Below are 23,839 nucleotides of genomic sequence, written 5' to 3' on the forward strand. Positions count from 1 at the left end.
AGTCCCCGGCGGGGCCCTGCGGCGTCAGTGCAGGGGAGGAGCCGCGAACTCAGCGATCGTCGGGGCGAACCTCTGGATCGGACGCGAGCTCGTCGAGGTCCGCTTCGAACCCGTCCGGGCCGCTCGAGCCCTCGATCTCACGCTGCGGACGGCGCACGACTCTGCTTCCGAGCCGGCCGACGGCACCCGCGCTCCGTGTCACACCGCCGACCACCGCCGCACCCGCTCTGCGGATGCCCACGCCCGCCGCGCGCTCCAGGCGCTGGGCTCCAGGACGCGGTTCGAGGTCGGGCGGAAGGACGGATGGAGGCGGGCCGAACGCTCGGCGGGCATTGACCAGCACACGCCTGCCCAAGATGTTGTTGCCCGCACCGCCGATCGCCGCGCCGATGCCGAACGGCAGAGCCTTGCCGATCCAGGATGCTCCGCCTCGCGCGGCGAACTGATGGATGAACGTGGTCTTGAGCCGGTCAACGAGCGGGCCCACCGCGGCGCGGGGGAGCGTCTTGGTGACGAGCTCACCCCAGTACTTGTCGCGAGACGGGCCGCGTCCGGCTACCTGACCGGCGAGCTGGGCGACGAGGTCGACGCCCTCCTTGCCGAGCATGAGTGTGAGCACGAGGGCGCGGGCGCGGTCAGGGTCCGCCACGGGAATACCGTGCACCTCGGTCACCGATTGCGCGAAGAGCGCGGTGGCCTCGAGGAACGCCACCGTCTCCACGCCGCTGAGGGCGAGGGTCACGCCCGTGCCGATGCCCGGTACGACCGCGGTCGCCCCCACGGCGGCACCACCGGTCGTCACGGCGGCGAGATAGCGACGCTCGAGGATCCTTACGATCTCCGCGGAGGATACATCCGGATGCCGAAGGCGAATGCTCCGCAGATGTGCGAGCACGACCGGGCGCTGGATGGCGAGCACCCGATCGAGTGCACGGATCGATCGAGGATGTTCGTCCGAGCCGGCAGGCGGCAGCCCGCCCTGCCACGGAGAGTCTTCGGGCAGGGTGTGGATACGGTGCACCTTGTCGGCCATCGCGCCGATCCTAACCGCCGCGGCTGTCGATCGACGGGGGTTGACACGCCCCGTGAGGGCCGCGCGACGGAGGCTCAGACGAACAGGTTCGCGCGCTCGAGGTCTTCGGCGAAATCGACCTCGACGGCGTACAGGTCCGAGATGTCCAGCGGCTGGAGGAGAAGTCCATCCTCGACGATCGCCAGCTCGAGGCCGCGCTCGAAGTAGTCCTGGTCGTCGACGCGGCTCAGCTGCCGCATGAACGCCTTCTTGTCGCGGCTCGAGATGTAGTTGATGCCGACGGCCTCGCCGATCCCGCCCTTGACGGTCTTGGAGAGCTCCTTGATGTGCCCCTCGGGCGTGACCGTGTACTTCACCTCTTCGTCGCTCACCTTGGACGTGTTCACGGTGACGAACGACTGATCGCGCTCGATGAGCTCGATCGCGCGCCCGAGGACGCGGGGGTCGAAGACGACGTCGCCGTTCATCCAGAGCACGCCACCCTTGCCGGTCTTCGCGAGGGCGCGAAGCAGGCTCTTGGATGTGTTGGTCTGGTCGTAACGGTCGTTGTACACGTAGTGAACATCGGGGAACGCCTCGACGATCGCCTCGGCGCGGTAGCCCACAACGGTGGTGATCTCGGCGTCACGGCCGAACGCGGCACGGATGTTGTCGTGCTGCTGCTGCATGATGCTGCGGCCGTCGCTGAGCTCGGTCAGCGGCTTGGGCAGGCTGCGCCCGAGCCGCGAGCCCATTCCGGCTGCGAGGATGACGGTTTGAAGGGTCAAGGTAACTCCTGAAGTCCGCGATTCACTGTCGGTTCACCGACAAGACACCCCTTCGTGCCTGGCCCATGGTAGCGATGACGCCTGGGAACGTGCAGAATGATCGGCCGCCGTTGCTGATTTGTGACATAACGCGGATGCCGAGATTCGGCGTCACCGACTTCCCCGTCTGACGGGGGCCCTTGATACGTTTGTTTGGTGACAGCCTCCCTCCCGGTGCCGAATGACATCGATCCGGAAGAGCCGGACGGTCACGCCAGTGCGCCGGTCGTCCGGCTTCCCGCAACGGTGAAGCCAGCCTCTGACGCGCATGAATCCCCCCGCAAGCCGCGGCCTAAGGGCGGGCGCAAGCCTGCAGCCAAGACCAAGCGTCCGACGCAGGCTGCGACTCCGGTTGCGGATCCGGGCCCGCCACCCCCGTTGCCGACGGACCTGGATGTCGCAGCGATCGTCGCGGCCGACATAGTTGTGCCCCCGAAGCCGCCGCTTCCCGCGCCGCCCACCGACCCACATCCTCCCGCGGCCGCGGAATCCGGGATCGGTGTCCCGACCGAACCCGAGACCGTTCCGGTCGAGCCCGAGATCAAGCCCGAAGCCGAGGCCGAGCCCCAGGCTGAAGCCGAGTTCCAGGCCGAGACCCATCCGGCGGACGCAGTCGCGGCAGAGCGTGAATCCGAGTCGGTTCCGGCGGCGGCCGTCGTCGAGGAAGAAGTAGCCGCGCCGGTCGAGCTCCCGACGGTGGTCGAAGCGGAAGACGCGTCGGCCGCGCCGGATATCGCTCCAGCACGCGAGTCCGAGCCCGAACTCGAGCCTGAGCTCGAGCTCGAGCTCGAGCCCACGGCCGTCCCGGTCGTGGGGCCGCCTGCGGCTGCGGCATCCGGTGATGTCCTCGTCCTCCGGGGCGTCACGAAGCGGTTCGGCGGCACGCATGCCGTCGAGGGCATCGACCTGACCATTCCCGCCGGCACGTTCTACGGTCTCGTCGGCCCGAACGGCGCCGGAAAGACCACGACGCTGTCGATGATCGCCGGACTGCTGAAGCCCGACCGCGGCACGATCCGGGTGGGTGGGGTGGATGCCGCGGCAAAGCCGGTTGCGGCCAAGAAGCTCATGGGCGTGCTGCCCGACCGCCTCCGCACGTTCGATCGCCTCACCGGACGACAGCTCCTCTATTACTACGGTGTGCTGCGGGGGCTCTCTCCGGCGGTGGTGGAAAGCCGCACGGCCGACCTGGCGCGCGCGTTCGATCTGGAAGGTGCGCTGGGGCGCAGCGTCTCGGACTACTCAGCGGGCATGCTCAAGAAGGTCATGCTCGCGGGAGCGCTGATTCACTCTCCACGCCTGCTCGTGCTCGATGAGCCGTTCGAGGCCGTCGACCCGGTTTCCAGCGCCATCATCCTCGACATCCTCTCCACGTACGTCGCACACGGGGGGACGGTGATCCTCTCCAGTCACGGCATGGAGCTCGTGGAGCGCGTCTGCACGCGCGTGGCCGTGCTGGTGGCCGGGCAGGTGCTGGCTGAGGGCACCGTCGACGAGGTCCGCGGCGAGCTGACCCTCGAACAGCGCTTTGTCGAGCTCGCCGGCGGCCTCAGCGACGTGGAGGGCCTGGAATGGCTGCACACGTTCTCCGACTGAGGCTGGCGCTGCTCTTCGGGACGCTGCGCGGCCGCCCGCCGCACGTGGTCCGCGTCGTCGCGGGGCTGGTGATCCTCGCCGCGGCGACCGCTGCGGCATGCTGGGCGATCCTGACCATGCGGGACGCCGACACCGACGTCGTCCTCGCCGTCACGGTCCTCGGCGGCTCGGGCGTCACGCTCGGATTCGCGCTCGCACCGCTCATCGGCGCGGCGGAAGACCCGCTGGACCCGCGACGATTCGCACTCCTCGCGCCGTCGCGAGGGCGGCTGGCCGCAGCACTCGCAGTGGTGGGCCTGATCAGTGTGCCCATCCTCGTTCTGCTCGCGATCGCCGTCAGCGCCGCCGTGGTGTGGTCGGAGCAGGGCGTGCCGCCCGTGTTCACGATCCTCGGGGTCGTCTTCGGAATCGTCACGTGCTCGCTTCTGGCGCGGGTGTGCATGGCCCTTGCGGCACTGTTCCTTCGGGAGCGCCGTTCTCGCGAGCTGTCGGGCGTGTTCGTTCTGGTGGTGCTCGTCGTGGTGGTTCCCGTCGGCGTCTTCCTGTCATCCCTCGAATGGGAGGGCACCGTTCCGCCCCAGCTGGTCGAGGCGGTCTCGACCCTTGCCGTGACCCCGCTGGGTGCCGGATGGGCGTTGCCGGGAGTGGTGGCGACCGGCGGCAACCTCTGGCTCACCGTCGCCGTCGCCGTCGCGACGGTTGCGGTCCTCGGCCTGCTGTGGGCGTGGGCCGTGCATCGGCTGCTCACCACCACCGAGCGCCCGCTGTCCACCCGCGACCGTGGCGGTCTCGGTTGGTTCGCCGTCGCGCCGGGCACACCGGGTGGCGCGATCGCCGCACGCAGTCTGCACTACTGGTTCAGGGATCGGCGCTATGTCGTCAACGCGCTGATCATCCCGATCGCCGCCGCGATCACGGTCGTCCCTCTGCTGATCGCGGGGGTTCCCCCCGAGATCGTCGTACTGGTGCCCGTGCCGTTCGCGGCGCTCTTCCTGGGGTGGCTGCCGCACAACGATGTCGCGTACGACTCGACCGCGGTGTGGATGCACGTCGCCAGCGGCGTGCGAGGGATCTCGGACCGCGTCGGTCGCCTCGTCCCCGTCGTCCTGATCGGGGTGCCCTTGCTGGCCGTCGCGATCCCCGTCGCGATCTCCCTGCACGGCCGGTGGGCGCTGCTGCCTGCGATGGTCGGCGTGTGCGCCTCGCTCTTCCTCGCCGGTCTCGGACTGTCGAGCGTTTCGTCGGTGCTGGCACCCTATGCGGTCTCGCGCCCGGGCGAGAGCCCCTTCCAGCAGCCGCAGCGCACCAGCGCCACGGGCGCCATCGCGCAGGCGCTCGTGATGCTCGGCGGGCTCGCGCTGGCGATCCCCGCGCTGTGGTGGTCGTGGCGCGCGCTGAACGGCGAGACGGATGCTGCGACCACCGCGATGTGGACGGGTATCGGTGTGGGACTCGGCGTGCTCGTGGTCGGAGTCGTCGTCGGATCGTTGGCATTCGAACGACGCGGCGGGCGGATCATGGAGTTCGCGGAGGCGACGTGACCCGGGTCCCGCGCGCTGCCGACGGGCTAAACTGACTCACCATGAGCACACCTGTCGAAGGCCCCGATCAGGGTGGACTCGCGACCCTCGACCGCGAGCTCGAAGAGCTCATTCGCGAAGAGAGCGTCGAGCCGGGCGATCATGAGCGCTTCTCGCACTACGTGAAGAAGGACAAGATCCTCGAGTCGGCCATCACCGGCAAGCCGGTGCGCGCGCTGTGCGGGAAGAAGTGGACGCCGGGCCGAGACCCCGAGAAGTTTCCGATCTGCCCCACCTGCAAAGAGATCTACGAGTCCCTCGGCGGCTGAGCACCCGGGCCGGTCCGGCTCACTCCGCGTCGACGTAGACGGTGGGGATCGCGGGGTCGGATCGACTGAGCGCGAGAGCCCGCACCGGCAGCTCTTCGCGCACGCGCGCATGATGTGCGCGCGCCGCCTCGACGCCCGCGGCTCCTTCGTACGAGGTATCCGGTTCTCCCGCGGCCATGAGCGTGACTTGCAACGCACGCGCTCCCGGGTGTGATGCCACAGTCTGGAGCTGTTCGAAGCCGTCCGAGACGGCGATCAGCTCGCTCGTGGCCGTGCCGTCGTCGAGAGTGCGGAAGGCGGCTTTGCGACCGCCTTTGGAGCTTTTGTCGGTCGAGGACTTGGCTACCGCGACCCAGCCGCCGGTGGCGTCCTGCCGCGCGACCAGCTTGTAGACCATGCCGGCCGTCGGGCTGCCGGAGCCGGTGACCACCGAGGTCCCCACCCCGTACGAATCGACCGGGGATGCCGCGAGCGACGCGATCGCGAACTCGTCCAAGTCGCTCGTGACGGTGATGCGGGTGCCGGCTGCCCCCAGGTCGTCCAACTGGGCGCGCACATCGGCGGCCACGGTCGGCAGGTCGCCCGAGTCGATGCGGACACCGCCCAGCCCGGTTCCCGCGACCCGGATCGCCGTCGCGACGCCCTCGCGGATGTCGTACGTGTCGACCAGGAGCGTCGTCTCCACGCCGAGCGCCTCGATCTGTGCGCGGAACGCTGCCTCCTCGCTGTCGTGCAGCAGGGTCCAGGAGTGCGCGGCGGTGCCCATGGTCGGGATGCCCCAGCGCCGTCCCGCCTCGAGGTTCGAGGTCGCGCCGAAGCCGGCGATGTAGGCCGCTCGCGCGGCGGCCACCGCCGAGGACTCGGCCGCACGCCGCGAACCCATCTCGGCAAGAGGCCGCTCGCCGGCGGCGACGCTCATGCGTGCGGCGGCCGTGGCGATCGCGGAATCGTGATTGAGGACGCTGAGGGCGAGCGTCTCCAAGACGACGGCCTCGGCGAAGGTGCCCTCGACAGTCAGGATCGGCGAGCCGGGGAAGTAGAGCTCGCCCTCGCGGTAGCCGGTGATCGAACCGGTGAAACGGTAACCCTCGAGGAAGTCGAGTGTTGCGGCATCCACCACCTTCTCGTCCCTCAGGAATCGCAGCTCATCGTCGCCGAACGTGAAGTCGCGGATGAGCTCCAGCAGGCGCCCCGTGCCCGCGACGACGCCGAATCGTCGTCCTCCCGGCAGGCGGCGGGCGAAGAGCTCGAAGACGCAGCGGCGCTCGGCGGTGCCGTCGCGCAAGGACGCGTCGAGCATCGTGAGTTCGTAGCGGTCCGTCAACAGGGCGGTCGAGGGGCCGCCGTCCTGAGCCTGTCGAAGGGTCATGCGGGTCAGCCTAGTGATCGGCTGGCGTAGGCTGGGGCATCGTGACCCTTCGACAGGCGCAGGACGGCCGATTGGATCGAGAAGGCACCGGCGCGCCGATCGGAATCTTCGATTCCGGTGTCGGCGGGCTCACCGTCGCCCGTGCTGTCTCGGCGCAGCTGCCGCGCGAGTCGATCCTGTACATCGGCGACACCGCGCGATCGCCGTACGGGCCGAAGCCCATCGCCGATGTGCGGCGCTACTCGCTCGAGATCCTCGACGCACTCGTCGATCAGGGCGTGAAGATGCTGGTGATCGCGTGCAACACCGCCTCGGCGGCGATGCTGCGCGACGCGCGGGAGCGCTACGACGTCCCCGTGGTCGAGGTGATCGGCCCTGCCGTGCGCACCGCGATGTCGACCACCCGCAACGGCCGCATCGGCGTCATCGGCACGGCCGGGACCATCGGATCGGGCGCCTACCAGGACATGCTCGAGGTCAACGAGCGGCTGACGGTGTTCGCGCAGGCGTGCCCGCGCTTCGTCGAGTTCGTCGAAGCCGGCGTCACCGACTCGCCCGAGGTGCTGGCGGTCGCCGAGGAGTATCTCGCGCCGCTGCGTCACGCCGGCGTCGACACGCTCGTGCTGGGCTGCACGCACTATCCGTTCCTCGAAGGCGCCATCAGCTATGTGATGGGTCCCGAAGTGAGCCTCGTCTCGAGCGACACCGAGACCGCGAAGGACGTCTACCGGCAACTCGTGTCACGCAACCTGCTCGCGGGACCGGATGCCACGCCCCGCCACGTCTACGAGGCCACCGGCGCATCGGCCGACGAGTTCCTCGACCTCGCGCACCGGCTCATGGGCCGCGAGGTGAGCTCCGTCCGGCTCGTGCAGACCGGTGCCATCGACCTTCCGACCGCCTGACCCGAGGAGCCCTTATGACCGAACTTGTGCGCGCGGACGGTCGCGCCGCCGACCAGTTGCGTCCCATCACCATCGAGCGCGGGTGGTCGAGCCATGCGGAGGGATCGGCGCTCATCTCGTTCGGCGGCACGAAGGTGCTGTGCACCGCGTCGTTCACGAACGGCGTGCCGCGCTGGCTGGTCGGCAAGGGCAAGGGCTGGGTCACCGCGGAGTACGCGATGCTCCCGCGCGCGACGAACAGCCGCAACGACCGCGAGAGCGTCAAGGGCAAGATCGGCGGACGCACGCACGAGATCTCCCGGCTGATCGGGCGCGCGTTGCGCGCCGTCGTCGACACCAAGGCTCTGGGGGAGAACACCATCGTCATCGACTGCGACGTGCTGCAGGCCGACGGCGGCACGCGGACTGCGGCGATCACGGGCGCCTACGTCGCCCTCGCAGACGCGATCGAGTGGGGTCGCGCGAAGAAGTTCATCGGCCAGAAGGCCACGCCCCTCCTGGATTCGGTCGCGGCGGTGTCGGTGGGCATCGTCGACGGTGAGCCGCTGCTCGACCTCGCGTACGTGGAGGACGTCCGCGCCGAGACCGACATGAACGTGGTGGTGACCGGCCGCGGACTCTTCGTCGAGGTGCAGGGCACGGCCGAGGGTGCGCCGTTCGACAAGCGTGAGCTCGATGCGCTGCTCGAGCTCGGCGTGAACGGCTGCGCAACGCTGCGCGGGCACCAGCTGGCGGCCCTCGAGCCGGTCGCTGCGGAGTGACGGACGGGAGCCGGTCGTTGAGCGAGCGAAGCGAGTCGACACGCAGCCTCGTGCTCGCGACACACAACCCGCACAAGGTGCAGGAGTTCCAGGCGATCGTCGCGGCCACCCGGCCTGACCTCCAGGTGATCGGCTACGACGGACCGGAGCCGGTCGAGGACGGCGTCACCTTCGCCGAGAACGCCCTGATCAAGGCCCGAGCCGCGGCCGCGCACACCCGCCTCCCGGCGCTCGCCGACGATTCGGGCATCTGCGTCGACGTTCTCGGCGGGGCGCCCGGGGTCTTCTCGGCGTACTGGGCCGGACACGCGAAGGATGCCGCCGCCAACCTGAACCTCCTGCTCGACCAGCTGTCGGACATCCGGGATCCCCACCGCACCGCACAGTTCGTGTCGACGATCGCCCTCGTCGTGCCGGCGGGGTCCGCCGGGTCGGATGCGGGCGTCGAACACGTCGTCGAAGGCATCTGGCCCGGACGCCTGGCCGCGGCGGCCGCCGGGGCCGGCGGGTTCGGGTACGACCCCGTGTTCGTGCCGGACGGCCAGCCCGCGGACGCCGAGCGGACCGTCGGCGAATGGACCGCTGCGGAGAAGAACGCGGATTCCCACCGGTCCCGTGCGTTCGCCGCCCTGGTCCCGCTCCTCGCTGGGCTGTGACCCGAGCCGGCTCAGCCGAGTGAGGTGATCGGCAGCTCGAGCGCCGAGGGATGCCCTGGTCCCGCGTGCACGGTGCACGTGACGCGCGGGCTCGACCGATAGAGCGCGGGGAAGGATCCCCACAGCGGATTGAGCGGCGACAACTGACGCCCGCCGACGTGAAGGCGCAGCTCGTCGCCCGCACGGAAGAGCGTCGCGGACGGTGCAAGGCCGATCTCCACCGGCTGCGGCTCCCGGGTCGCAAGGACCCTGCGAGAGCCCGTTGCGACGTAATCCCGCCCGAACCCGTAGGAGCCCTCGAAGGAGACGAAGCGGCCGGCGGTCCATTTCGACAGTCCGGCGAACAGCGACAGGGGTGCGTCGTCGGCTGCGCTGATCCAGAGCCGCACGCGAGCCTCGCCGGTGACCTCGGTGTCTTCGTCGAAGATCCACGAGAAGACCGCGGCACGGCGGCGTGCCCGGAACGTGACCCGGGAGGCCTCCCCGGGCACGGCAGCGTCGAGTGTGCCGTTGCTGCTCAGATGGAGCGCGCGGGTCTCGCCAGGCGGGGGCCATCGGTCTTCGTGGCGGACCGCGAGCACCTCGTCGCGCCGCTCCCGGACCTCCAGCCGCACGCGCGGCAGAGTGTGCGGAGCATCCTGGAGATGTGTCTGGAGAAAGGCGAGCTGCGCCGCCTTCGCCTCGTCGCCGTAGAAGGTCGCCCACTTGCCGCCGCGGTGCGTGTACAGGTGACGGACGGATGACGAGACCTCGTGGAAGGCCCGGAACGACCCCCTCGTGTGCAGATTCGCGTCCGAGAAGCTGCCGCATACGAGCATCGGCACCTCGATCCGCTCCAGATCGGGCACGAGGGCATCCCACCACGCGTCCTCGTCGGGACGCGCGACAGCCTCGGCACCGAGGTCGGGCACCATACGCGCCGATCGGCGCACCAGCGTCGTCCACAGCCGCGAGAACCCGATCTCGCGGACGCCGCCCGGATAGAAGAGATCACGGTACGCGTTCGTGAACCCCTCCCAGGGCACGATCGCCCGCAGGTGCGGCGGGCGGGTGGCGGCCACCTTGTACTGCGAGATGGCGAGATACGACACGCCCAGCATCGCCACGCCGCCGTCGCACCACTCCTGCTGTGCGATCCACTCGATCGCGTCATGGAGGTCCTGAGCCTCGGCGTCGCTCATGAGCGATCCGACGCCGTCCGAGCGGCCCGCCCCGCGCACATCGAGGTTGACGAGTGCGAACCCGTGCGGCACCCACCACGACGGGTCCGGCGCCTCCCAGCTCGTCTCGTCCGAGATGTGGAGCTGCTCGGTCTGGCGAAGAGCACGGAATTGCGGGTTGATGCGATACCCGCGCCGGGTGCGACGGGGAAGGACGTCCTTCCCATAGGGGTGTGCGCAGAGGATGGCCGGCACGGGGCCGGCGCCGGCGGGCAGATAGACGTTGGCCCGCAGGATGGTGCCGTCCCGCATCGGGATCTCGGTGTCCTGCTGCTTGCGCACGCGAGGACCCATCGGCGTCACGACCACCGGGGGTCGCAGCATCCGCGAGATCCGTTCGATGGCGTATCGCCCGGCGCCGGAACGTCGCCATGGGCGATCGGTCGTGGGCGTCGTGCGCTGCGTCACAGCGGCACGCTAGCATCCACCTGCATCGCCTCCGTGAGAAGGACACTCATTCCCGAGTAGGTGAGGTGCGCCGCCCGGGCGCAGTCCGCCGCCTAGCCTGGAGGCATGCACGACCATGCGCCGAGTGGCGTCCGCGAGGCGGGTAACCGTCGCCTGCTGGCGATCTCGCTCGCGATCACCACGGTCGTGATGGTCGTCCAGATCATCGGCGCTGCGCTCTCGGGTTCCCTCGCACTGCTCGCGGACGCCGCCCACATGTTCACCGACGCCGCCGCATTGGTGATCGCCCTCGTGGCGAGCATGGTCGCTGCGCGGCCGGCCAACGATCGCCGCACCTTCGGATACCAGCGCGCGGAGGTGTTCGGAGCCCTGGTCAACGGCATCATCCTCATCGCGCTGTCGGCGTGGGTCGCCGTCGAAGGCGTCTCGCGCCTCGTGTCGCCCTCCGATGTCGAGGTCGCCGGCGGGCTCATGCTGGGCGTCGCGATCGTCGGTCTGATCGCCAACGCGGTGGCGATGTGGCTGCTGAGCTCGGCGCAGCGCCGCAGCATCAACGTGCGCGGCGCCTACCTCGAAGTGCTCGGCGACCTCATCGGCTCGGCCGCGGTCATCGTCGCGGCGATCGTGATCCTCATGACCGGATGGGCACAGGCCGACGCGATCGCATCGCTGTTCATCGCGGCGATGATCATCCCGCGCGCGATCGGGCTGCTTCGTGAGGTCGTCTCGGTCCTCGCGGAATCCGCGCCGAAGGGCACGCACGTTCGCGAGATCCGCGAGCACATCCTCGGCACGCCCGGTGTCGTCGATGTGCACGACGTGCACGTGTGGCAGCTGACCCGCGGCGCCCCGGTGTTCTCGGCCCACGTCGTGGTCGACGGGGCTGCGCTGCAGGACGGCAGGGCCTCCGGCATCCTGAGCCAGCTGCAGACATGCCTGTCGCAGCACTTCGACGTCGAGCATTCGACGTTCCAGCTCGAGCCGGCCGGTCACGTCGAGCACGACGCGCACGCGTGAGGCGTCGGGTGCTACAGCTCGGCGGGCTGATCCTCGCGTCGTACTTCGTCAGGGCTCTTGTCGGGTCGCAGTCCGCGCCAGCGGGAGTGACGCAGGATTCCACCTGGGGTGAACTCGCCGTACTCGACCTCGCCGACCAGCTCGGGCCGCACCCAGAGTGCGTCGCGGGCGTCGAGCGCCGGCACCCCGATCAGGGGGTTGTCGTCCACCCGCAGCGGCAGCAGCTTCTTCATCAGCGACGCCAGGGTCGAGTCGCTGAAACCGGTGCCGACGCGGCCGGCGTAGCGCAGGCCGTCAGCATCCGGGATGCCGAGCAGCAGCGAGCCGAACGTGCCGCTGCGGCCGCCTTTGCCCGGCCGGATGCCGGCGATCACCACCTCCTGCGTGTGGGTGATCTTGACCTTGAGCCACGACTCCGCGCGAGCTCCCCGGACGTAGCGAGACGCGGGGTCCTTCACCACGATCCCTTCGAGCCGCAGCTGCCTGCTCGCTTCGAGCGCCGCGTCGACGTCGTCGAACACGGGCGGCACGGCGATCGCGTCGACCGTGTCGTCTGCGATCGCTTCGAGGACATCGCGGCGCTCGTGCAACGGCAGACCGGTGAGGTCATCACCGTCGTGCGCGAGCACGTCGAACAGGTAATAGCGCACGGGGGTGCGTCGTGCCTCGCGGGCGATGTCGCCCGCACGTTCGAGGTTCATTCGGGTCTGCAGCAGCGGAAAGCTCGGCCGCCCGTCCGGCTCCAGCGCGACGAGCTCGCCGTCGAGCACCGCGGGCTCATCGCCCAATCCCGCGTCGACGGCGGTCAGTTCCGGGTAGCGGTGAGTGAGGTCGTTGCCGCTGCGCGCGTACAGACGCAGACGCGACCCGTCCCACACTCCGACCGCACGGATGCCGTCCCACTTCGCCTCGACCCACGCCGGCTCGCCCCATCGCGCCGCCGCCTGACGGGCGAGCGCGGGAGTGGCCGAAGTCGAGAGCATCGGTTTGAGATCCTCGACCGTCGCCCGGGTGGCGGTGCTCTCGGAAACGCCATTGAACTTCCGGTTCACACGGGTCCCCGTCTGAGGATCCGGAGAGCTGTGTGAACCGGAGCTCACATGCGGTTTCTGAGCACCATCGCCCCGTGCGGATGCGTGTCGACCGTGATGCGGCGCGTCGGCCTGCGGGCTGGGCTCGACGGGTATGCCGTCCGGCTGCGGCCGGCCGTCGGCATCCGTCTTCATCCGATGCAGCAGCCAGCTGGACTTCTCACCCTCGCCCTCGGTGCGGATGAGGGCCAGCCGGACGCGTCCGAGCGGACCGCCGGGCCGCCCCTCGAGCGTCGCGATGATCTCGTCGTCCCGCCACTTCTCGAGGTCATACCGACCGTCGTCCCAGATCGTCACGGTGCCGCCGCCGTACTCGCCCGCGGGGATCGTGCCCTCGAAGGCGGCGTACTCCATCGGGTGGTCCTCGGTCTGCACGGCGAGGTTGTTGCGTTTGTACGAATGCGGTACGCCGCGGGGCACCGCCCAGCTCACCAGCACGCCGTCGCGCTCGAGGCGGAAGTCCCAGTGCAGTCGCGTGGCGTGATGCTCCTGGATGACGAACCGCGGCTTGTCGTCCGTGGGGGCCGCCCCGAGCGGGTTGCGCGGCACCGGCTCGGGCGTGCGGTCGGCGCTGCGCTTGGCGATGTACGGGGCGAGCGGCCCGGTCTCGGCTTCGCGACCGCCCGCGTGGAAGCCCAGCGGCGCCATCGGGTCGCCGAGGTCCTCGATACGCTCGAGCACCTCGGTGAAGTCCAGGTGGCGCAGGTCGGGGTCGTCCAGCTCCTCCCACGTGCGAGGGGCGGCGACTGTGGGATGCATGCGACCCCGCAGGGAGTACGGTGCGATGGTCGTCTTCGAGCCGTTGTTCTGGCTCCAGTCGATCAGCACCTTGCCGCGTCGCTCGGACTTCTTCATGCTGCTGACGACAAGGTCGGGATGGTCCGCCTCGATGGCGCGGGCCAGCTCATTGGCCAGCGCCGACGCCTGCTCACTCGATTGCCCGGGCGGCAGTGCCGCGTACAGGTGGATCCCCTTGCTTCCGCTGGTCACCGGGTAGGGCTCGAGCCCCATGCCTTCGAGGATCGTCCGCGCCCAGCCGGCGACCGTGGCGCATTCGGCGAGGCCGACGCCGGGGCCTGGGTCGAGGTCGAGCACGAGGCGATCCGCGTCGCCGCGTTCGCCGTCCGGAGCGAAGCGCCACTGCGGCACGTGCAGCTCGAGGCTCGCGACCTGCGCGAGGTAGACCAGGGTGGGCACGTCGCCGACGAGCGGATAGTCCTTCGCTCCGGTCGAGTGGGGGATCGGCATCCGTCGCACCCAGGAAGGCGCACCGCGCTCGAGGTCCTTCGCGAAGAAGACCATGCCGGGATCGTCCTCGGTGCCGACGCCGTCGGGCCACCGCTTGCGGGTGACCGGGCGCCCGACCACGTGCGGGATCATGACCTCGGCGATGCGCGTGTAGTAGTCGATCACCTCGCCCTTGGTGGTTCCGGTCTCGGGGTAGAGCACCTTGTCGAGGTTGGTGATGCGCAGTCGCCGTCCACCGATGCGCACCAGTTGCTCTCCGCCGGGCATGGGTTCAGGGTAGCCGTGACCGGTGTTACCGGTGTGTACTTGTGGGATGAGGGCGATCTGGAAGGGTGCACTGACATTCGGGCTCGTGAACGTGCCGGTCAAGGTGTACTCCGCGACCGAGGACCACGATGTCTCGTTGCATCAGGTGCACAACAAGGACGGCGGACGCATCCGCTATCAGCGCGTGTGCGAGATCGACGGCGAGGTCGTGCCGTACTCCGACATCGACAAGGCGTACGACGACGGCGAGAAGACCGTCGTGCTCACCAAGGACGACCTGGCGTCGCTTCCGGCCGAGAAGAGCCGTGAGATCGACGTCGTGGAGTTCGTGCCGAGCGACCAGATCGATCTGCTCACGCTCGATCGCGCGTACTACCTCGAGCCCGACTCGGCCTCTCCGAAGGCCTACGTGCTCTTGCGCAAGACCCTGGAGCAGACCGACCGGACCGCGATCGTCCGCTTCTCGCTGAGGCAGAAGACGCGCCTGGCCGCTCTGCGCGTGCGCGGTGACGTGCTGGTGCTGCAGACGCTGCTGTGGGCGGACGAGGTGCGCGAGGCCGCGTTCCCGGCTCTGGACGAGTCGGTGCGCATCTCGGCGAAGGAGCTGGAGTTGTCGGCATCCCTCGTGGAGAGCTTCGCCAGCGACTTCGATCCCGAGGAGTTCACCGACGAGTACCAGGCAGAACTGCGCACCCTGATCGAGGCGAAGCTCGAGAAGGGCGACGCCGTCGACACCGCCGAGACCTTCGGCGACCACGAGGAGGAGGAGACCGGCGGTGAGGTCATCGACCTCATGGCAGCCCTGCGCGCGAGCGTCGAGAAGTCACGCGCGGCGCGCGGCGGCTCTGACGCGAAGGAGTCCACGAAGAAGGATGCCGGGTCCTCCGCGAAATCCGAGAGCACGGCGTCCGGCTCGTCGGCCAAGAAGCCTGCAGCCAAGAAGGCCGCCGAGAAGAAGCCGGCAGCCAAGAAGAAGGCTTCCTGACGCGCCGACCCGATTCCGGGTCCCGGCTCAGCCCTTCGGGGCCTCGCCGTGCTCGGGTCCGCGCTCGAACACCTCGGGGTCGAGGACGAGGGCCTCGGCCTCGGACTCGTCGGTGACGACGTCCTCGCCGGCCGCGGCGGCCTTCTTGGCCTTACGGCGCTCGCGGAGGTAGTGCCACAGCGTGACGAGGGCGGTGCCGCCGACGGCGATCAGCAGGATGACATCGATGTACTCGGTGACGAGGTCGCGCACGAACGGGATGAAGCCGATCGCGTAGCCGAACATCGTGAGCCCGAAGCCCCACAACACGGCGCCGATGAGGTTGTAGAGCGTGTACTTGCCCTTGTGCATGTGGCCGACGCCGGCCGCGACGGGCGCGAAGGTGCGCACGATCGGCACGAAGCGGGCGAGGATGATCGTCAGGCCGCCGAAGCGTTCGAAGAACGCGTTGGTGCGCTCGACGTTCTTGACGCTGAACAGACCGCTCTCCTTGCGCTCGAACACCGCCGGACCGGCCTTGTGGCCGATGAGATAGCCGACCTCCCCGCCGACGAACGCGGCGAGCCCGATGAGGAGCGCCACCCACCACACACTGATTCCGAAGACGCCGTTCGGCGCCGCCGCGGTGGAGTGCGACAGCAGCCCCGCGATGACCAGGAGGGTGTCACCCGGGAGCAGGAAGCCGACGAGCAGGCCCGTCTCGGCGAACACGATGAAGCAGACGACGACGAGCGCCCACGGGCCTGCCCATGCGATGATCGCGGCCGGATCGAGCCAGGGGATCAGGGCGGTAGGAACTGCGTGCACGGTGGGATTCCCGTCGGTCGAGGTGTCGGCGGTCGGCGAAGTCTGCGAACGTCCGCGTGCGGAAGGTGGGACTTGAACCCACACGCCCGGAGGCACAGGAACCTAAATCCTGCGTGTCTGCCAATTCCACCACTCCCGCGAGTGGGATCAGTCTACTGACGCCGCTGGGGGTCGGCTGTGGGGCCGACCCCCGTATTCGTGCCCCGGTCAGCGGGATAGCACCGCGTTCCCCTCCGCCGCGAGAGCTGCGCGCACCCGGTCGGCGCGTCGCGTGTCCTTGACGAGCCACCGGTGCGCGCCTGGCCTGCGCGCCTCCGTCTTGATCTGCGAGATCGGGCTCTTGCAGGCCTCCTCCTTGAGGAGTGCGCCCAGGCGTCCGGGCACGTGCAGGCGGATCGCCGTGTCGTCGAACCGCGCGAACTGGAAGACGCCGTACTCCCGTCCGAGGCTCACGCACATCGCGCCGATGCCGCGGTCGAAGCCGGCCGGTTCCCCGCCGGCGATGCGGCTCAGCACGGTGTCGGCCGCGTGCGAGCCGAGCGGCAGCGCCGCCTGACAGCTCATGCGCAACGGCACGTGCGACGGGGAAGCGGCGTCCCCGGTCGCGACGATGCGGTCGTCGTCGACGCTGGTGAGCGTCTCGTCGGTGACCAGCCGGCCTTCCGCGTCGGTCGTCAGCCCGCTGTCGCGGGCGAGACCGGCGGCGGCGAAGCCCGCGGTCCAGATCGTCACGGCACTGGTCACCGAACGCCCGTCGGCCAGTTCCACCGCGTCGGGCGTCACGGCCACGGCGGTGGCGCCCTCGCCCTCGAGCAGGACCACGTGGAGGGCCTCCAGGCGGCGACGGATGGTTCGCCGCGCGCTGGGATGGCTGTACGGGCTCAGGATCCGACCGCACACGAGCGTGACGCGGCGGCCGAGCTCGGCCAGCTCTGCGGCCGTCTCGATACCGAGGGGCCCCGATCCGACGACGACGACGGGCGCATCCTTCGGTGTGCCCGCGAGGACCCCGCGGACGCGTTCGGCGTCCTCGAGAGTCGAGATCGGCAGCGCGAACTCCGCCGCGCCCGGCACCTCCATCGCGGCGCTCGAGCTTCCCGCCGCGTAGACGAGATAGTCGTACGACAGCGGTCCGCCCCTCTCGAGAGCGACGCGTCGCCGCGCTGGGTCGATCGCCGTTGCTGTGTCGACCACCAGCTTCACGTCGCCCGCCAACAGCTCGTCGAATGGCATCACGGCGTCGTCGGATCCACCGACGAGCTGGTGCAGCCGAACCCGCTCGACGAAGCGGTCGCGCGGGTTGACGAGCGTCACCGACACATCGCTCCGCTGCGTGAGGCGATTGGCCGTCATCACTCCCGCATAGCCGCCGCCGATGACGACGACGTCGATCCTGTGTCCTGTTGCGCCCAGCATGGGTGCCTCCTTCGTGTCGATTCCTTCGACATGGAGACACCGCGCGGCGGGAGGATGTGACATCCCCCGCCGCTGGTGGGCGCTACCGGCGGATGCCGAACACGAAGTAGCTGGCCGGGCCGATCCAGTTGACGAGGATCGCCGGGATCCATGCGGCCTTCGGCCCGCGCACGTCGTCAGGGTGGCGGTTCGCGAGGTCCCAGAACGCCAGGAAAGCGAACACGACCTGCACGATCCCGGCGATGCCGAGGCCCGCCTTCGCGCCGGGGGAGAGCTCCATCTTGGTCCTGCTCATCATGGTCCTTCCGTCTCTGAGACCATCCTGCCCCGCGCTCGCTCGGCGCGCATCTGTGGATAACTTCCGGATGCCTCCGCCCCGACTTGCGAGGATGCTTCGGTGACCCTCGCGCCCACGCCCGTCTCGACGCTCGTCGCCGAGCGCGTCCGCGAGCGGCTCCGGGCTGAGCGCGCCGATCCGTCGCGGGACCCGGATCTGGCCGCACAGATCGCCCGTGCCGAAGTGCGCAGACACAACGACTTCGCACTCGCGAGGGGTTTGGCTCCGGTCGACGACGAGGCCGCCTGCGTGCGGGACGTGCTCGCGTCGGTCGCCGGATACGGTCCGTTGCAGGCGTACCTGGACGATCCCACCGTCGAGGAACTGTGGATCAACGCGCCCGACCGCATCTTCGTGGCGCGCGGGGGAGTGCCGGAGCGCACGCCGCTCGTGCTCACCGAGACCGCCGTACGTGATCTCGTGGAGAGGATGCTGCAGTCCAGCGGCCGTCGAGTCGACCTCAGCCAGCCCTTCGTGGACGCCTCGCTTCCTGACGGCTCCCGCCTGCACGTGGTGATCCCCGACATCACCCGGCGCCACTGGGCCGTCAACGTCCGCAAGTTCCTGCCCGCGTACCGGGATCTCGGCCGCCTCGTCGCGGCCGGCTCTCTCGATCCGTCTGCGGCGCATCTGCTGCAGGAGGCGATGGTGCAGGGTCGCTCGGTGCTCGTCTCGGGCGCGACCCACGCGGGCAAGACGACCCTGCTGGGAGCGCTCATCGCCGCCTGTCCGGCCACGCACCGGATCGTCACCGTCGAGGAGACGTTCGAGCTCGCGGTCGGCGCCGCCGACATCGTCTCGCTTCAGGGCCGGCAGGCGAGCCTCGAGGGAACCGGCGAAGTCACGCTGCGGCGCCTGGTCAAAGAAGCACTCCGCATGCGCCCCGATCGTCTTGTGGTCGGAGAGGTCCGCGACGCCGAGGCACTCGACCTCCTGCTGGCGCTCAACACCGGTGTGCCGGGTGCGGCGACCATCCACGCGAACTCGGCCCGCGAGGCGGTGCGCAAGCTCGCCGCCCTGCCGCTGCTGGCCGGACGCAACATCGACTCGTCCTTCGTGCTGCCGGCGGTCGCGGCATCCGTTCATCTCGTCGTCCACTGCGAGCGCGATGCGTCCGGCGCTCGCCGCGTCGTCGAGATCGTCGCTCCGACCGGGGTGGACGGCGGCGTGATCGCGGCAAGGACGCTGTACCGAGCGGGCGCCGCATGACGTTCGTCTGGGGAGCGGTGCTCGCGGCAGGCCTCCTGCTCGCGTTGTCGCCCTGGCTGTGGCCGTCGGTGGCGCGCGGTGCGTCCGAGGCGAAGCCCGGCCGGCTCTCGCGGCTGCTCGAGGACTCCGGGATGGCGCGCATGTCGCCGACATCGGTCGTCGTGGTCGCCGGGTGCTGCGCGGCCGTGGCTGCTGCGACAGCGTGGCTCGTCACCCAGGTGGCGGTCCTCTCTCTGGTCGCTGCGGCAGCGGGCGCACTCGCCCCCTTCACATGGCTGCGCGCTCGACGTTCGCGACTGCTGCGCACGCGCCGCACGCTCTGGCCGGACGTGTGCGACCTGCTGATCGCATCGGTGCGGGCGGGCATGTCGCTCCCCGACGCCGTCGCGAGCCTCGCCGACTCCGCCCCGGCGGAGCTGCGGCCCGCCTTCGCCGCGTTCGCACGCGATGTCTCGGCCTCGGGCCACTTCGATTCCAGCGCGCAGCGACTCAAGGCGAACCTCGCGGATCCGGTCGCCGACCGCATCGTGGAGACGCTGCGGATGGCTCGTCAGGTCGGCGGCACGGAGCTCACAGCCGTGCTGCGGGCCTTGGCGACATCCGTCCGCGCCGACGCCGCGCTGCGCGCCGAGGTCGAGTCGCGTCAATCGTGGATCCGTGGCGCTGCAGTGCTCGGCGTCGCCGCGCCGTGGGTGATCCTGGCACTCCTGGCCATGCGTCCCGAGGGCGCGAGGGCGTACGGAAGCCCCGAGGGCATCGCCCTGATCCTCGCCGGCGCCGCGGTCTCGTTCGTCGCCTACCGCGTGATGATCCGGCTCGGCCGGCTTCCCGAGCCGAGGCGGTGGTTCGGTTGATCGGCGGCGTCACGGGAGAGCTCGCCTACGCGGTCGTGCTCGGCACCGCGCTCGGAGTCGGCGTGTGCCTGCTGCTCTCGCTCGCCCCGCGCTGGGGTGCACCCAGCCTCGCCCGGCGCATCGCCCCGTACATCCGGGACGTCACCGATCCGCGGGGGCTCGATGTGACGACTGGGCCGGGCTATGATCCGACTCTGGCGTGGGTGGCGCTGCAGCGCCGGTTCGCCCGGGTGATCGGCGGGGATGAAGCGGTGACCCGGCGCCTGCAGCAGGCCGGGTGGACGATGGATGCCGCCCGCTTCCGTGGCAGGCAGCTCGCGTGGGCGGTGGTCGGGCTCGCGGTGGGCGGTGCGCTCGTCGTGGGGCTCGTGCTGCTGGGCAGGGGCTCACCGGCGCTGGGCCTGCTGCCGCCGCTGGCGGCGGTCGGCGGCGCATTCGCGTGCGACGCGTGGCTCACACGCGCCTCTCGGGCGCGGGTCGGCCGCATCGAAGAAGAGCTGCCGACGGTGCTCGAGTTCCTCGCGCTGTGCCTCTCGGCGGGCGAGGGGATCCTCGACTCGCTGCGGCGCGTGGGCGACGTCGGTGCGGGGGAGCTCACCGCCGAGCTGCGGGGTGTCGTCGTCGCCGTGGGAACCGGATCGCCCCTGTCGGAGTCGCTCGGGCGGATGGCGGTCCGCCTCGAGATTCCGGCCCTCTCGCGGTCGGTCGACCAGTTGGTCGCCGCGATCGACCGCGGCGCGCCTCTCGCGCACGTGCTCCACGCACAGGCTCTCGATGCGCGCGAGGACGCCAAGCGAGGCCTCATCGAGCGGGCAGGCCGCAAAGAGATCTACATGCTCGTGCCGCTGGTGTTCCTGATTCTGCCGCTGAGCGTGCTGTTCGCGGTGTTCCCGGGGATCTTCATGCTTCGACTGGGTATCGGCTGACCTCACGGTCGGAAGGAGAAGAGATGAACACGATGTGGATGCGTCGCGCGATCGACAGACTGCGCGCCTCGGGGCGGGACCTCGTGGACGACGAACGAGGCGATGTGCCGGGCTGGGTGCTGATCACGCTCATGACGGCGGGGCTGGTCGTGGTGATCTGGGCGCTCGCCGGCCCGGCGCTGGCCGGGCTGTTCGAGCAGGCCATCGAGCGGGTCTCGGGCTTCTAGCGCGTGCGCTGTTTCCGTGCCCGTCTCGCGACGGGCCTGCGCGCCCGATTCGCGGCGGCGAGTGCGGGTGAAGAAGGCTCCAGTCCGGTGGAGTTCGTGCTCGTCGGCACGCTCTTGACCGTGCTGACGCTGGGTGTGCTGCAGTTCGGTCTCGCCGTGTACGTGCGCAACGTCGTGCACGATGCGGCCGTCGAAGGCGCCTACCACGCGGCGCTGGCAGACACGTCGCTCGATGAGGGAGCAGCGCGCACGCGCGACATCGTGACGCGGACCGTCGGTGCCGAGTACGCCGCCGACGTGAGGGTGCGCGAGACCACCGACCTCGGGCATCCCACCGTGGAGGTGCGGGTCGCCGCGACCCTGCCGCTGGTCGGCCTGCTCGGGTCGCCGAGATCGATGGAGGTGATCGCGCATGCGCCCATCGAGTCGTTCGACTGACACTGACACTGACACTGACACTGACGCCGACCCGGACCGCGCGGACGATCGCGGGTCGGCAGCACTGGAGTTCATCCTCGTGGGCCTGCTGATGCTGGTGCCCTTGGTCTATCTCGTCGTCGCACTCGGGTCGATCCAGCAGCAGTCTCTCGGCGCCGAGGCCGGGGCGCGGCACCTCGCGCGCGCGATCTCGACCGCGGCCGACGCCGCCGATGCCGACGCGCGTGCCGAACGCGTTCTCGCCTCGGTGCGCGACGAGTACGGACTCGACGACGTCGACGTCGATATCGCCTGCCGGCCGGCCGGCGTGTCGTGCCCCGCGGCGGGCGCGACCCTGATCGTGACTGTCCGCAGCGCCGTGACGCTGCCCCTTGTACCGCCGGTGCTCGGGCTCGACCAGATCGCGTCGATCCCGGTGGAAGGGTCGGCCGCGCACAAGGTATCGCGATTCTGGGGTGCGTCGTGACACGTCTGTGCGACTCTCGCGCCGGGCAGGGGCAGGGGCAGGGCGACGACGAGGGCAGCATCCTGATCCTGACCCTCGGCTACGCGGTGCTCGCGCTCGTCGCGATCCTCATCTGCGTCGCCGCGACGAGCCTGTACCTGTCGCAGAAGCGCTTGGATGCGCTGGCGGATGCCGCCGCCCTCGCTGCCGCGGACGGCTTCGAGGTGACCGTCGTCGACGGTGCACCGGTCGCAACCCTGACGGATGCGGCCGTCCGGCGTCAGGCGCAGTTGATGGTCGCCGAGGTCGGTCGGGACGCGGTGCTCGTATCTGCCGAGACGCCGGACGGCGTCTCGGCGCGAGTGACGGTCGCCGGCACGTGGCATCCGCCCGTCGTCACGCTGTTCGTGCCGGACGGCGTGGCTCTCGAAGCGACCGCCACGAGTCGCACCGCGCTGCGCTGACACCGGTGCTCGGCGCAGCGACCCGTCGAGACCATCACCAGCCGTGCAGGTTGAACCATTCGCGTCGACTGCTGGCCTCGGCATCCGTTTCGAGCGCATCCGTCGTGTCGTGCTCGACGAGTCGTCCGGCACCGTCGAGGGGCACGAACCGCTGGCAACGCGCACACAGCGCTCGGCCGTGGGGGTACCCGTCGCCGAGTTGCGCAGCGGGCTCGCCAGGTTCGCCGGAGCCCGGGCATTGCGGCGGGTCGGCGGCGGCATCCGTCCACATGATCGTGCGGTGACGATGCAGACCGGGGTGCCCGAGTGGCCGCGTGCAGCGACGGCCCGCACTGCTACTGCGGCAGAACCGGACAACCCCGCCGTCGGTCGAATCCGATCCGCTCATGTGGACGAAGGTAGCGCGACCGCTGGTGCGCGGGAGCGGAATGTCGCTAGATTGAACGCCGCACCGGTGCGCCGCACCCCGGCCGGAAGGAGGAACACGATGGCTGTCTTCGCCATGTCTCGCGTCAGTTCCGCTTCCCGCGAGGCCGCCGGCACCCACTGAGATCGGCGGCCTCCAGCCACTGGAGTCTTCCCCGATGTCACCTCTGCGCTTCGACGCAACGTTCGCTTCCGACGCCCCGCTTCTCGAGCCGGGGCCCGATCAACGCTGGACCACCCGGCCGGCATCCTCTCCCACCCAGCGCGGACCGCTCCCGTATCCCGACTGGGTGGTCACCGAGGCCGGTGCCTTCGACACCGAGCTCGGCATCGTCAAGACCGGCAAGGAGGCCGACCTCTTTCTGATCGAGCGGGCCGTTCCCGGCACGACGGGCACGCTGCTCGCGGCGAAGCGATATCGCAACACGCATCACAGCGACTTCCACCGCTCCGGCAGTTACGAGGAGGGGCGCGTGATGCGCAACACGCGCGACGCGCGCGCCGTCAACAGGAAGTCGGCGCACGGCCGCTCCGTGGCCGCGGGGCATTGGGCCGCGAGCGAGTTCGCGGCGCTGTCACTCGCCTGGCGGTCGGGCGTGCCGGTACCCTATCCCGTGCAGGTGAGCGACACCGAGGTGCTGATGGAGTTCATCGGCGACGGGCGCGTGGCCGCGCCGCGGCTCGCGCAGTCGCGGCTGCACGGCGGTGAGCTCGCCGATGCGTACCGCCAGGTCGTCGAGATCCTCACGACGTTCGCTCGCGCGGGGTTCGCGCACGGCGACCTGTCGCCGTACAACCTGCTCGACCACCACGGCCGCGTCGTGGCGATCGATCTGCCGCAGATCGTGGATGTCGCCGCGAACCCGCAGGGCATGGACTTCATGTACCGCGATGTCGTGAACGTCTCGACGTGGTTCGCGCGCCGTGGCCTCGACAACGACCCCGAGGCATTGTTCGCCGACCTCGTCGCCACGATGTGGTGACGCGGGCGGCTTCCAACCGTCGCAAGTGGTCGCTCGGATCACCGGAGTACGGCCGTTTGCGACGGTTCGGCAGGGGGAGGGCAGGGGGAGGGAGAG

Annotated in this window: 25 protein-coding genes and 1 tRNA gene; 16 read left to right on the top strand and 10 right to left on the bottom strand. The window is 69.9% G+C overall.

Annotated features, from left to right (window positions below; translation table 11 throughout):
- Positions 1-49: 49 nt before the first annotated feature.
- Entirely contained in the window at positions 50-1,033 is a 984-nt protein-coding gene (locus tag ACLKM7_RS09415) for a hypothetical protein (protein WP_436446942.1), read from the bottom strand.
- Positions 1,034-1,107: 74 nt separating this feature from the next.
- Positions 1,108-1,800, bottom strand: coding sequence for an NTP transferase domain-containing protein (locus ACLKM7_RS09420; RefSeq protein WP_436446943.1), 693 nt, complete (start codon positions 1,798-1,800; stop codon positions 1,108-1,110).
- A 195-nt stretch (positions 1,801-1,995) separates the two neighbouring features.
- Here ACLKM7_RS09420 and ACLKM7_RS09425 point away from each other — a divergent pair, with 195 nt between their 5' ends.
- The 3 genes from ACLKM7_RS09425 to ACLKM7_RS09435 are packed head-to-tail and all read left to right on the top strand — an operon-like array spanning position 1,996 to position 5,284.
- Positions 1,996-3,435 (top strand): ABC transporter ATP-binding protein, encoded by a 1,440-nt coding sequence (locus tag ACLKM7_RS09425; RefSeq protein WP_436446944.1) that lies wholly within the window; start codon positions 1,996-1,998, stop codon positions 3,433-3,435.
- The gene (locus ACLKM7_RS09430; RefSeq protein WP_436446945.1) at positions 3,411-4,976 is read left to right on the top strand and encodes a hypothetical protein; all 1,566 of its coding nucleotides are present in this window, start codon (positions 3,411-3,413) and stop codon (positions 4,974-4,976) included. Before ACLKM7_RS09425 ends, ACLKM7_RS09430 begins: the two co-directional genes overlap by 25 nt.
- A 41-nt stretch (positions 4,977-5,017) precedes the next feature.
- The gene (locus tag ACLKM7_RS09435) at positions 5,018-5,284 is read left to right on the top strand and encodes a DUF3039 domain-containing protein (protein ID WP_168914262.1); all 267 of its coding nucleotides are present in this window, start codon (positions 5,018-5,020) and stop codon (positions 5,282-5,284) included.
- 19 nt (positions 5,285-5,303) lie between these two features.
- Here ACLKM7_RS09435 and ACLKM7_RS09440 read toward each other — a convergent pair whose 3' ends face one another.
- Complete coding sequence (locus ACLKM7_RS09440; RefSeq protein ID WP_436446946.1) at positions 5,304-6,653, bottom strand: nicotinate phosphoribosyltransferase; 1,350 nt, start codon at positions 6,651-6,653, stop codon at positions 5,304-5,306.
- Between the two features lie 41 nt (positions 6,654-6,694).
- Here ACLKM7_RS09440 and murI point away from each other — a divergent pair, with 41 nt between their 5' ends.
- Genes murI through rdgB form a run of 3 tightly spaced genes read left to right on the top strand, consistent with a single transcriptional unit; the run spans position 6,695 to position 8,975 of the window.
- Positions 6,695-7,558, top strand: coding sequence for a glutamate racemase (gene murI / locus ACLKM7_RS09445; protein WP_436446947.1), 864 nt, complete (start codon positions 6,695-6,697; stop codon positions 7,556-7,558).
- Positions 7,559-7,572: 14 nt separating this feature from the next.
- Complete coding sequence (gene rph, locus ACLKM7_RS09450; RefSeq protein WP_436446948.1) at positions 7,573-8,319, top strand: ribonuclease PH; 747 nt, start codon at positions 7,573-7,575, stop codon at positions 8,317-8,319.
- A gap of 17 nt (positions 8,320-8,336) precedes the next feature.
- A complete protein-coding gene (gene rdgB, locus ACLKM7_RS09455; RefSeq protein ID WP_436446949.1) occupies positions 8,337-8,975 on the top strand; it encodes an RdgB/HAM1 family non-canonical purine NTP pyrophosphatase in 639 nt (212 codons plus the stop codon).
- A gap of 11 nt (positions 8,976-8,986) precedes the next feature.
- Here rdgB and ACLKM7_RS09460 read toward each other — a convergent pair whose 3' ends face one another.
- Positions 8,987-10,603, bottom strand: coding sequence for a CocE/NonD family hydrolase (locus ACLKM7_RS09460; RefSeq protein WP_436446950.1), 1,617 nt, complete (start codon positions 10,601-10,603; stop codon positions 8,987-8,989).
- Positions 10,604-10,708: 105 nt separating this feature from the next.
- Between ACLKM7_RS09460 and ACLKM7_RS09465 the strand changes: the two genes are divergently transcribed.
- Positions 10,709-11,620: a cation diffusion facilitator family transporter gene (locus ACLKM7_RS09465; protein WP_436446951.1), complete on the top strand. Its 912-nt coding sequence runs from the start codon at positions 10,709-10,711 to the stop codon at positions 11,618-11,620.
- Positions 11,621-11,631: 11 nt separating this feature from the next.
- On the opposite strand, the gene ACLKM7_RS09470 is transcribed toward ACLKM7_RS09465, so the two are convergent.
- Positions 11,632-14,226 carry an ATP-dependent DNA ligase gene (locus tag ACLKM7_RS09470; RefSeq protein WP_436446952.1) on the bottom strand — a complete coding sequence of 865 codons (2,595 nt, stop codon included), beginning with the start codon at positions 14,224-14,226 and terminating at the stop codon, positions 11,632-11,634.
- Positions 14,227-14,272: 46 nt separating this feature from the next.
- Here ACLKM7_RS09470 and ACLKM7_RS09475 point away from each other — a divergent pair, with 46 nt between their 5' ends.
- Positions 14,273-15,211 carry a Ku protein gene (locus tag ACLKM7_RS09475; protein ID WP_436446953.1) on the top strand — a complete coding sequence of 313 codons (939 nt, stop codon included), beginning with the start codon at positions 14,273-14,275 and terminating at the stop codon, positions 15,209-15,211.
- 27 nt (positions 15,212-15,238) lie between these two features.
- On the opposite strand, the gene ACLKM7_RS09480 is transcribed toward ACLKM7_RS09475, so the two are convergent.
- From ACLKM7_RS09480 to ACLKM7_RS09495, 4 genes are all read right to left on the bottom strand, one after another.
- The gene (locus ACLKM7_RS09480; RefSeq protein ID WP_436446954.1) at positions 15,239-16,018 is read right to left on the bottom strand and encodes a DedA family protein; all 780 of its coding nucleotides are present in this window, start codon (positions 16,016-16,018) and stop codon (positions 15,239-15,241) included.
- 57 nt (positions 16,019-16,075) lie between these two features.
- Positions 16,076-16,157: transfer RNA gene (locus tag ACLKM7_RS09485), tRNA-Leu, on the bottom strand.
- A 68-nt stretch (positions 16,158-16,225) separates the two neighbouring features.
- Positions 16,226-17,434, bottom strand: a complete 1,209-nt coding sequence (locus tag ACLKM7_RS09490; protein WP_436446955.1) for an NAD(P)/FAD-dependent oxidoreductase — start codon at positions 17,432-17,434, stop codon at positions 16,226-16,228.
- 82 nt (positions 17,435-17,516) lie between these two features.
- Positions 17,517-17,729, bottom strand: coding sequence for a PLDc N-terminal domain-containing protein (locus ACLKM7_RS09495; RefSeq protein ID WP_436446956.1), 213 nt, complete (start codon positions 17,727-17,729; stop codon positions 17,517-17,519).
- 102 nt (positions 17,730-17,831) lie between these two features.
- Here ACLKM7_RS09495 and ACLKM7_RS09500 point away from each other — a divergent pair, with 102 nt between their 5' ends.
- The 7 genes from ACLKM7_RS09500 (at position 17,832) to ACLKM7_RS09530 (ending at position 22,334) form a co-directional block, all read left to right on the top strand.
- Positions 17,832-18,980 carry a CpaF family protein gene (locus tag ACLKM7_RS09500; protein WP_436446957.1) on the top strand — a complete coding sequence of 383 codons (1,149 nt, stop codon included), beginning with the start codon at positions 17,832-17,834 and terminating at the stop codon, positions 18,978-18,980.
- On the top strand, positions 18,977-19,834 hold the full coding sequence (locus tag ACLKM7_RS09505) for a type II secretion system F family protein (protein ID WP_436446958.1): 858 nt from the start codon (positions 18,977-18,979) through the stop codon (positions 19,832-19,834). Before ACLKM7_RS09500 ends, ACLKM7_RS09505 begins: the two co-directional genes overlap by 4 nt.
- On the top strand, positions 19,822-20,760 hold the full coding sequence (locus ACLKM7_RS09510) for a type II secretion system F family protein (RefSeq protein WP_436446959.1): 939 nt from the start codon (positions 19,822-19,824) through the stop codon (positions 20,758-20,760). Before ACLKM7_RS09505 ends, ACLKM7_RS09510 begins: the two co-directional genes overlap by 13 nt.
- 38 nt (positions 20,761-20,798) lie before the next feature.
- Positions 20,799-20,987, top strand: coding sequence for a hypothetical protein (locus tag ACLKM7_RS09515; protein WP_436447222.1), 189 nt, complete (start codon positions 20,799-20,801; stop codon positions 20,985-20,987).
- 87 nt (positions 20,988-21,074) lie between these two features.
- Positions 21,075-21,425: a TadE/TadG family type IV pilus assembly protein gene (locus ACLKM7_RS09520; RefSeq protein WP_436446960.1), complete on the top strand. Its 351-nt coding sequence runs from the start codon at positions 21,075-21,077 to the stop codon at positions 21,423-21,425.
- Positions 21,426-21,504: 79 nt separating this feature from the next.
- Positions 21,505-21,891, top strand: coding sequence for a TadE family protein (locus tag ACLKM7_RS09525; protein WP_436446961.1), 387 nt, complete (start codon positions 21,505-21,507; stop codon positions 21,889-21,891).
- The gene (locus tag ACLKM7_RS09530; RefSeq protein ID WP_436446962.1) at positions 21,888-22,334 is read left to right on the top strand and encodes a pilus assembly protein TadG-related protein; all 447 of its coding nucleotides are present in this window, start codon (positions 21,888-21,890) and stop codon (positions 22,332-22,334) included. The genes ACLKM7_RS09525 and ACLKM7_RS09530 overlap by 4 nt, the downstream gene beginning before the upstream one ends.
- A gap of 34 nt (positions 22,335-22,368) precedes the next feature.
- On the opposite strand, the gene ACLKM7_RS09535 is transcribed toward ACLKM7_RS09530, so the two are convergent.
- Positions 22,369-22,722, bottom strand: a complete 354-nt coding sequence (locus ACLKM7_RS09535; RefSeq protein ID WP_436446963.1) for a hypothetical protein — start codon at positions 22,720-22,722, stop codon at positions 22,369-22,371.
- A gap of 196 nt (positions 22,723-22,918) precedes the next feature.
- Here ACLKM7_RS09535 and ACLKM7_RS09540 point away from each other — a divergent pair, with 196 nt between their 5' ends.
- The gene (locus ACLKM7_RS09540) at positions 22,919-23,743 is read left to right on the top strand and encodes a serine protein kinase RIO (protein WP_436446964.1); all 825 of its coding nucleotides are present in this window, start codon (positions 22,919-22,921) and stop codon (positions 23,741-23,743) included.
- The last annotated feature ends 96 nt before the right edge of the window (positions 23,744-23,839 follow it).

It is taken from the genome of Microbacterium sp. I2 (assembly GCF_051364985.1).
In the GTDB taxonomy this organism is placed as follows: Bacteria; Actinomycetota; Actinomycetes; order Actinomycetales; family Microbacteriaceae; genus Microbacterium.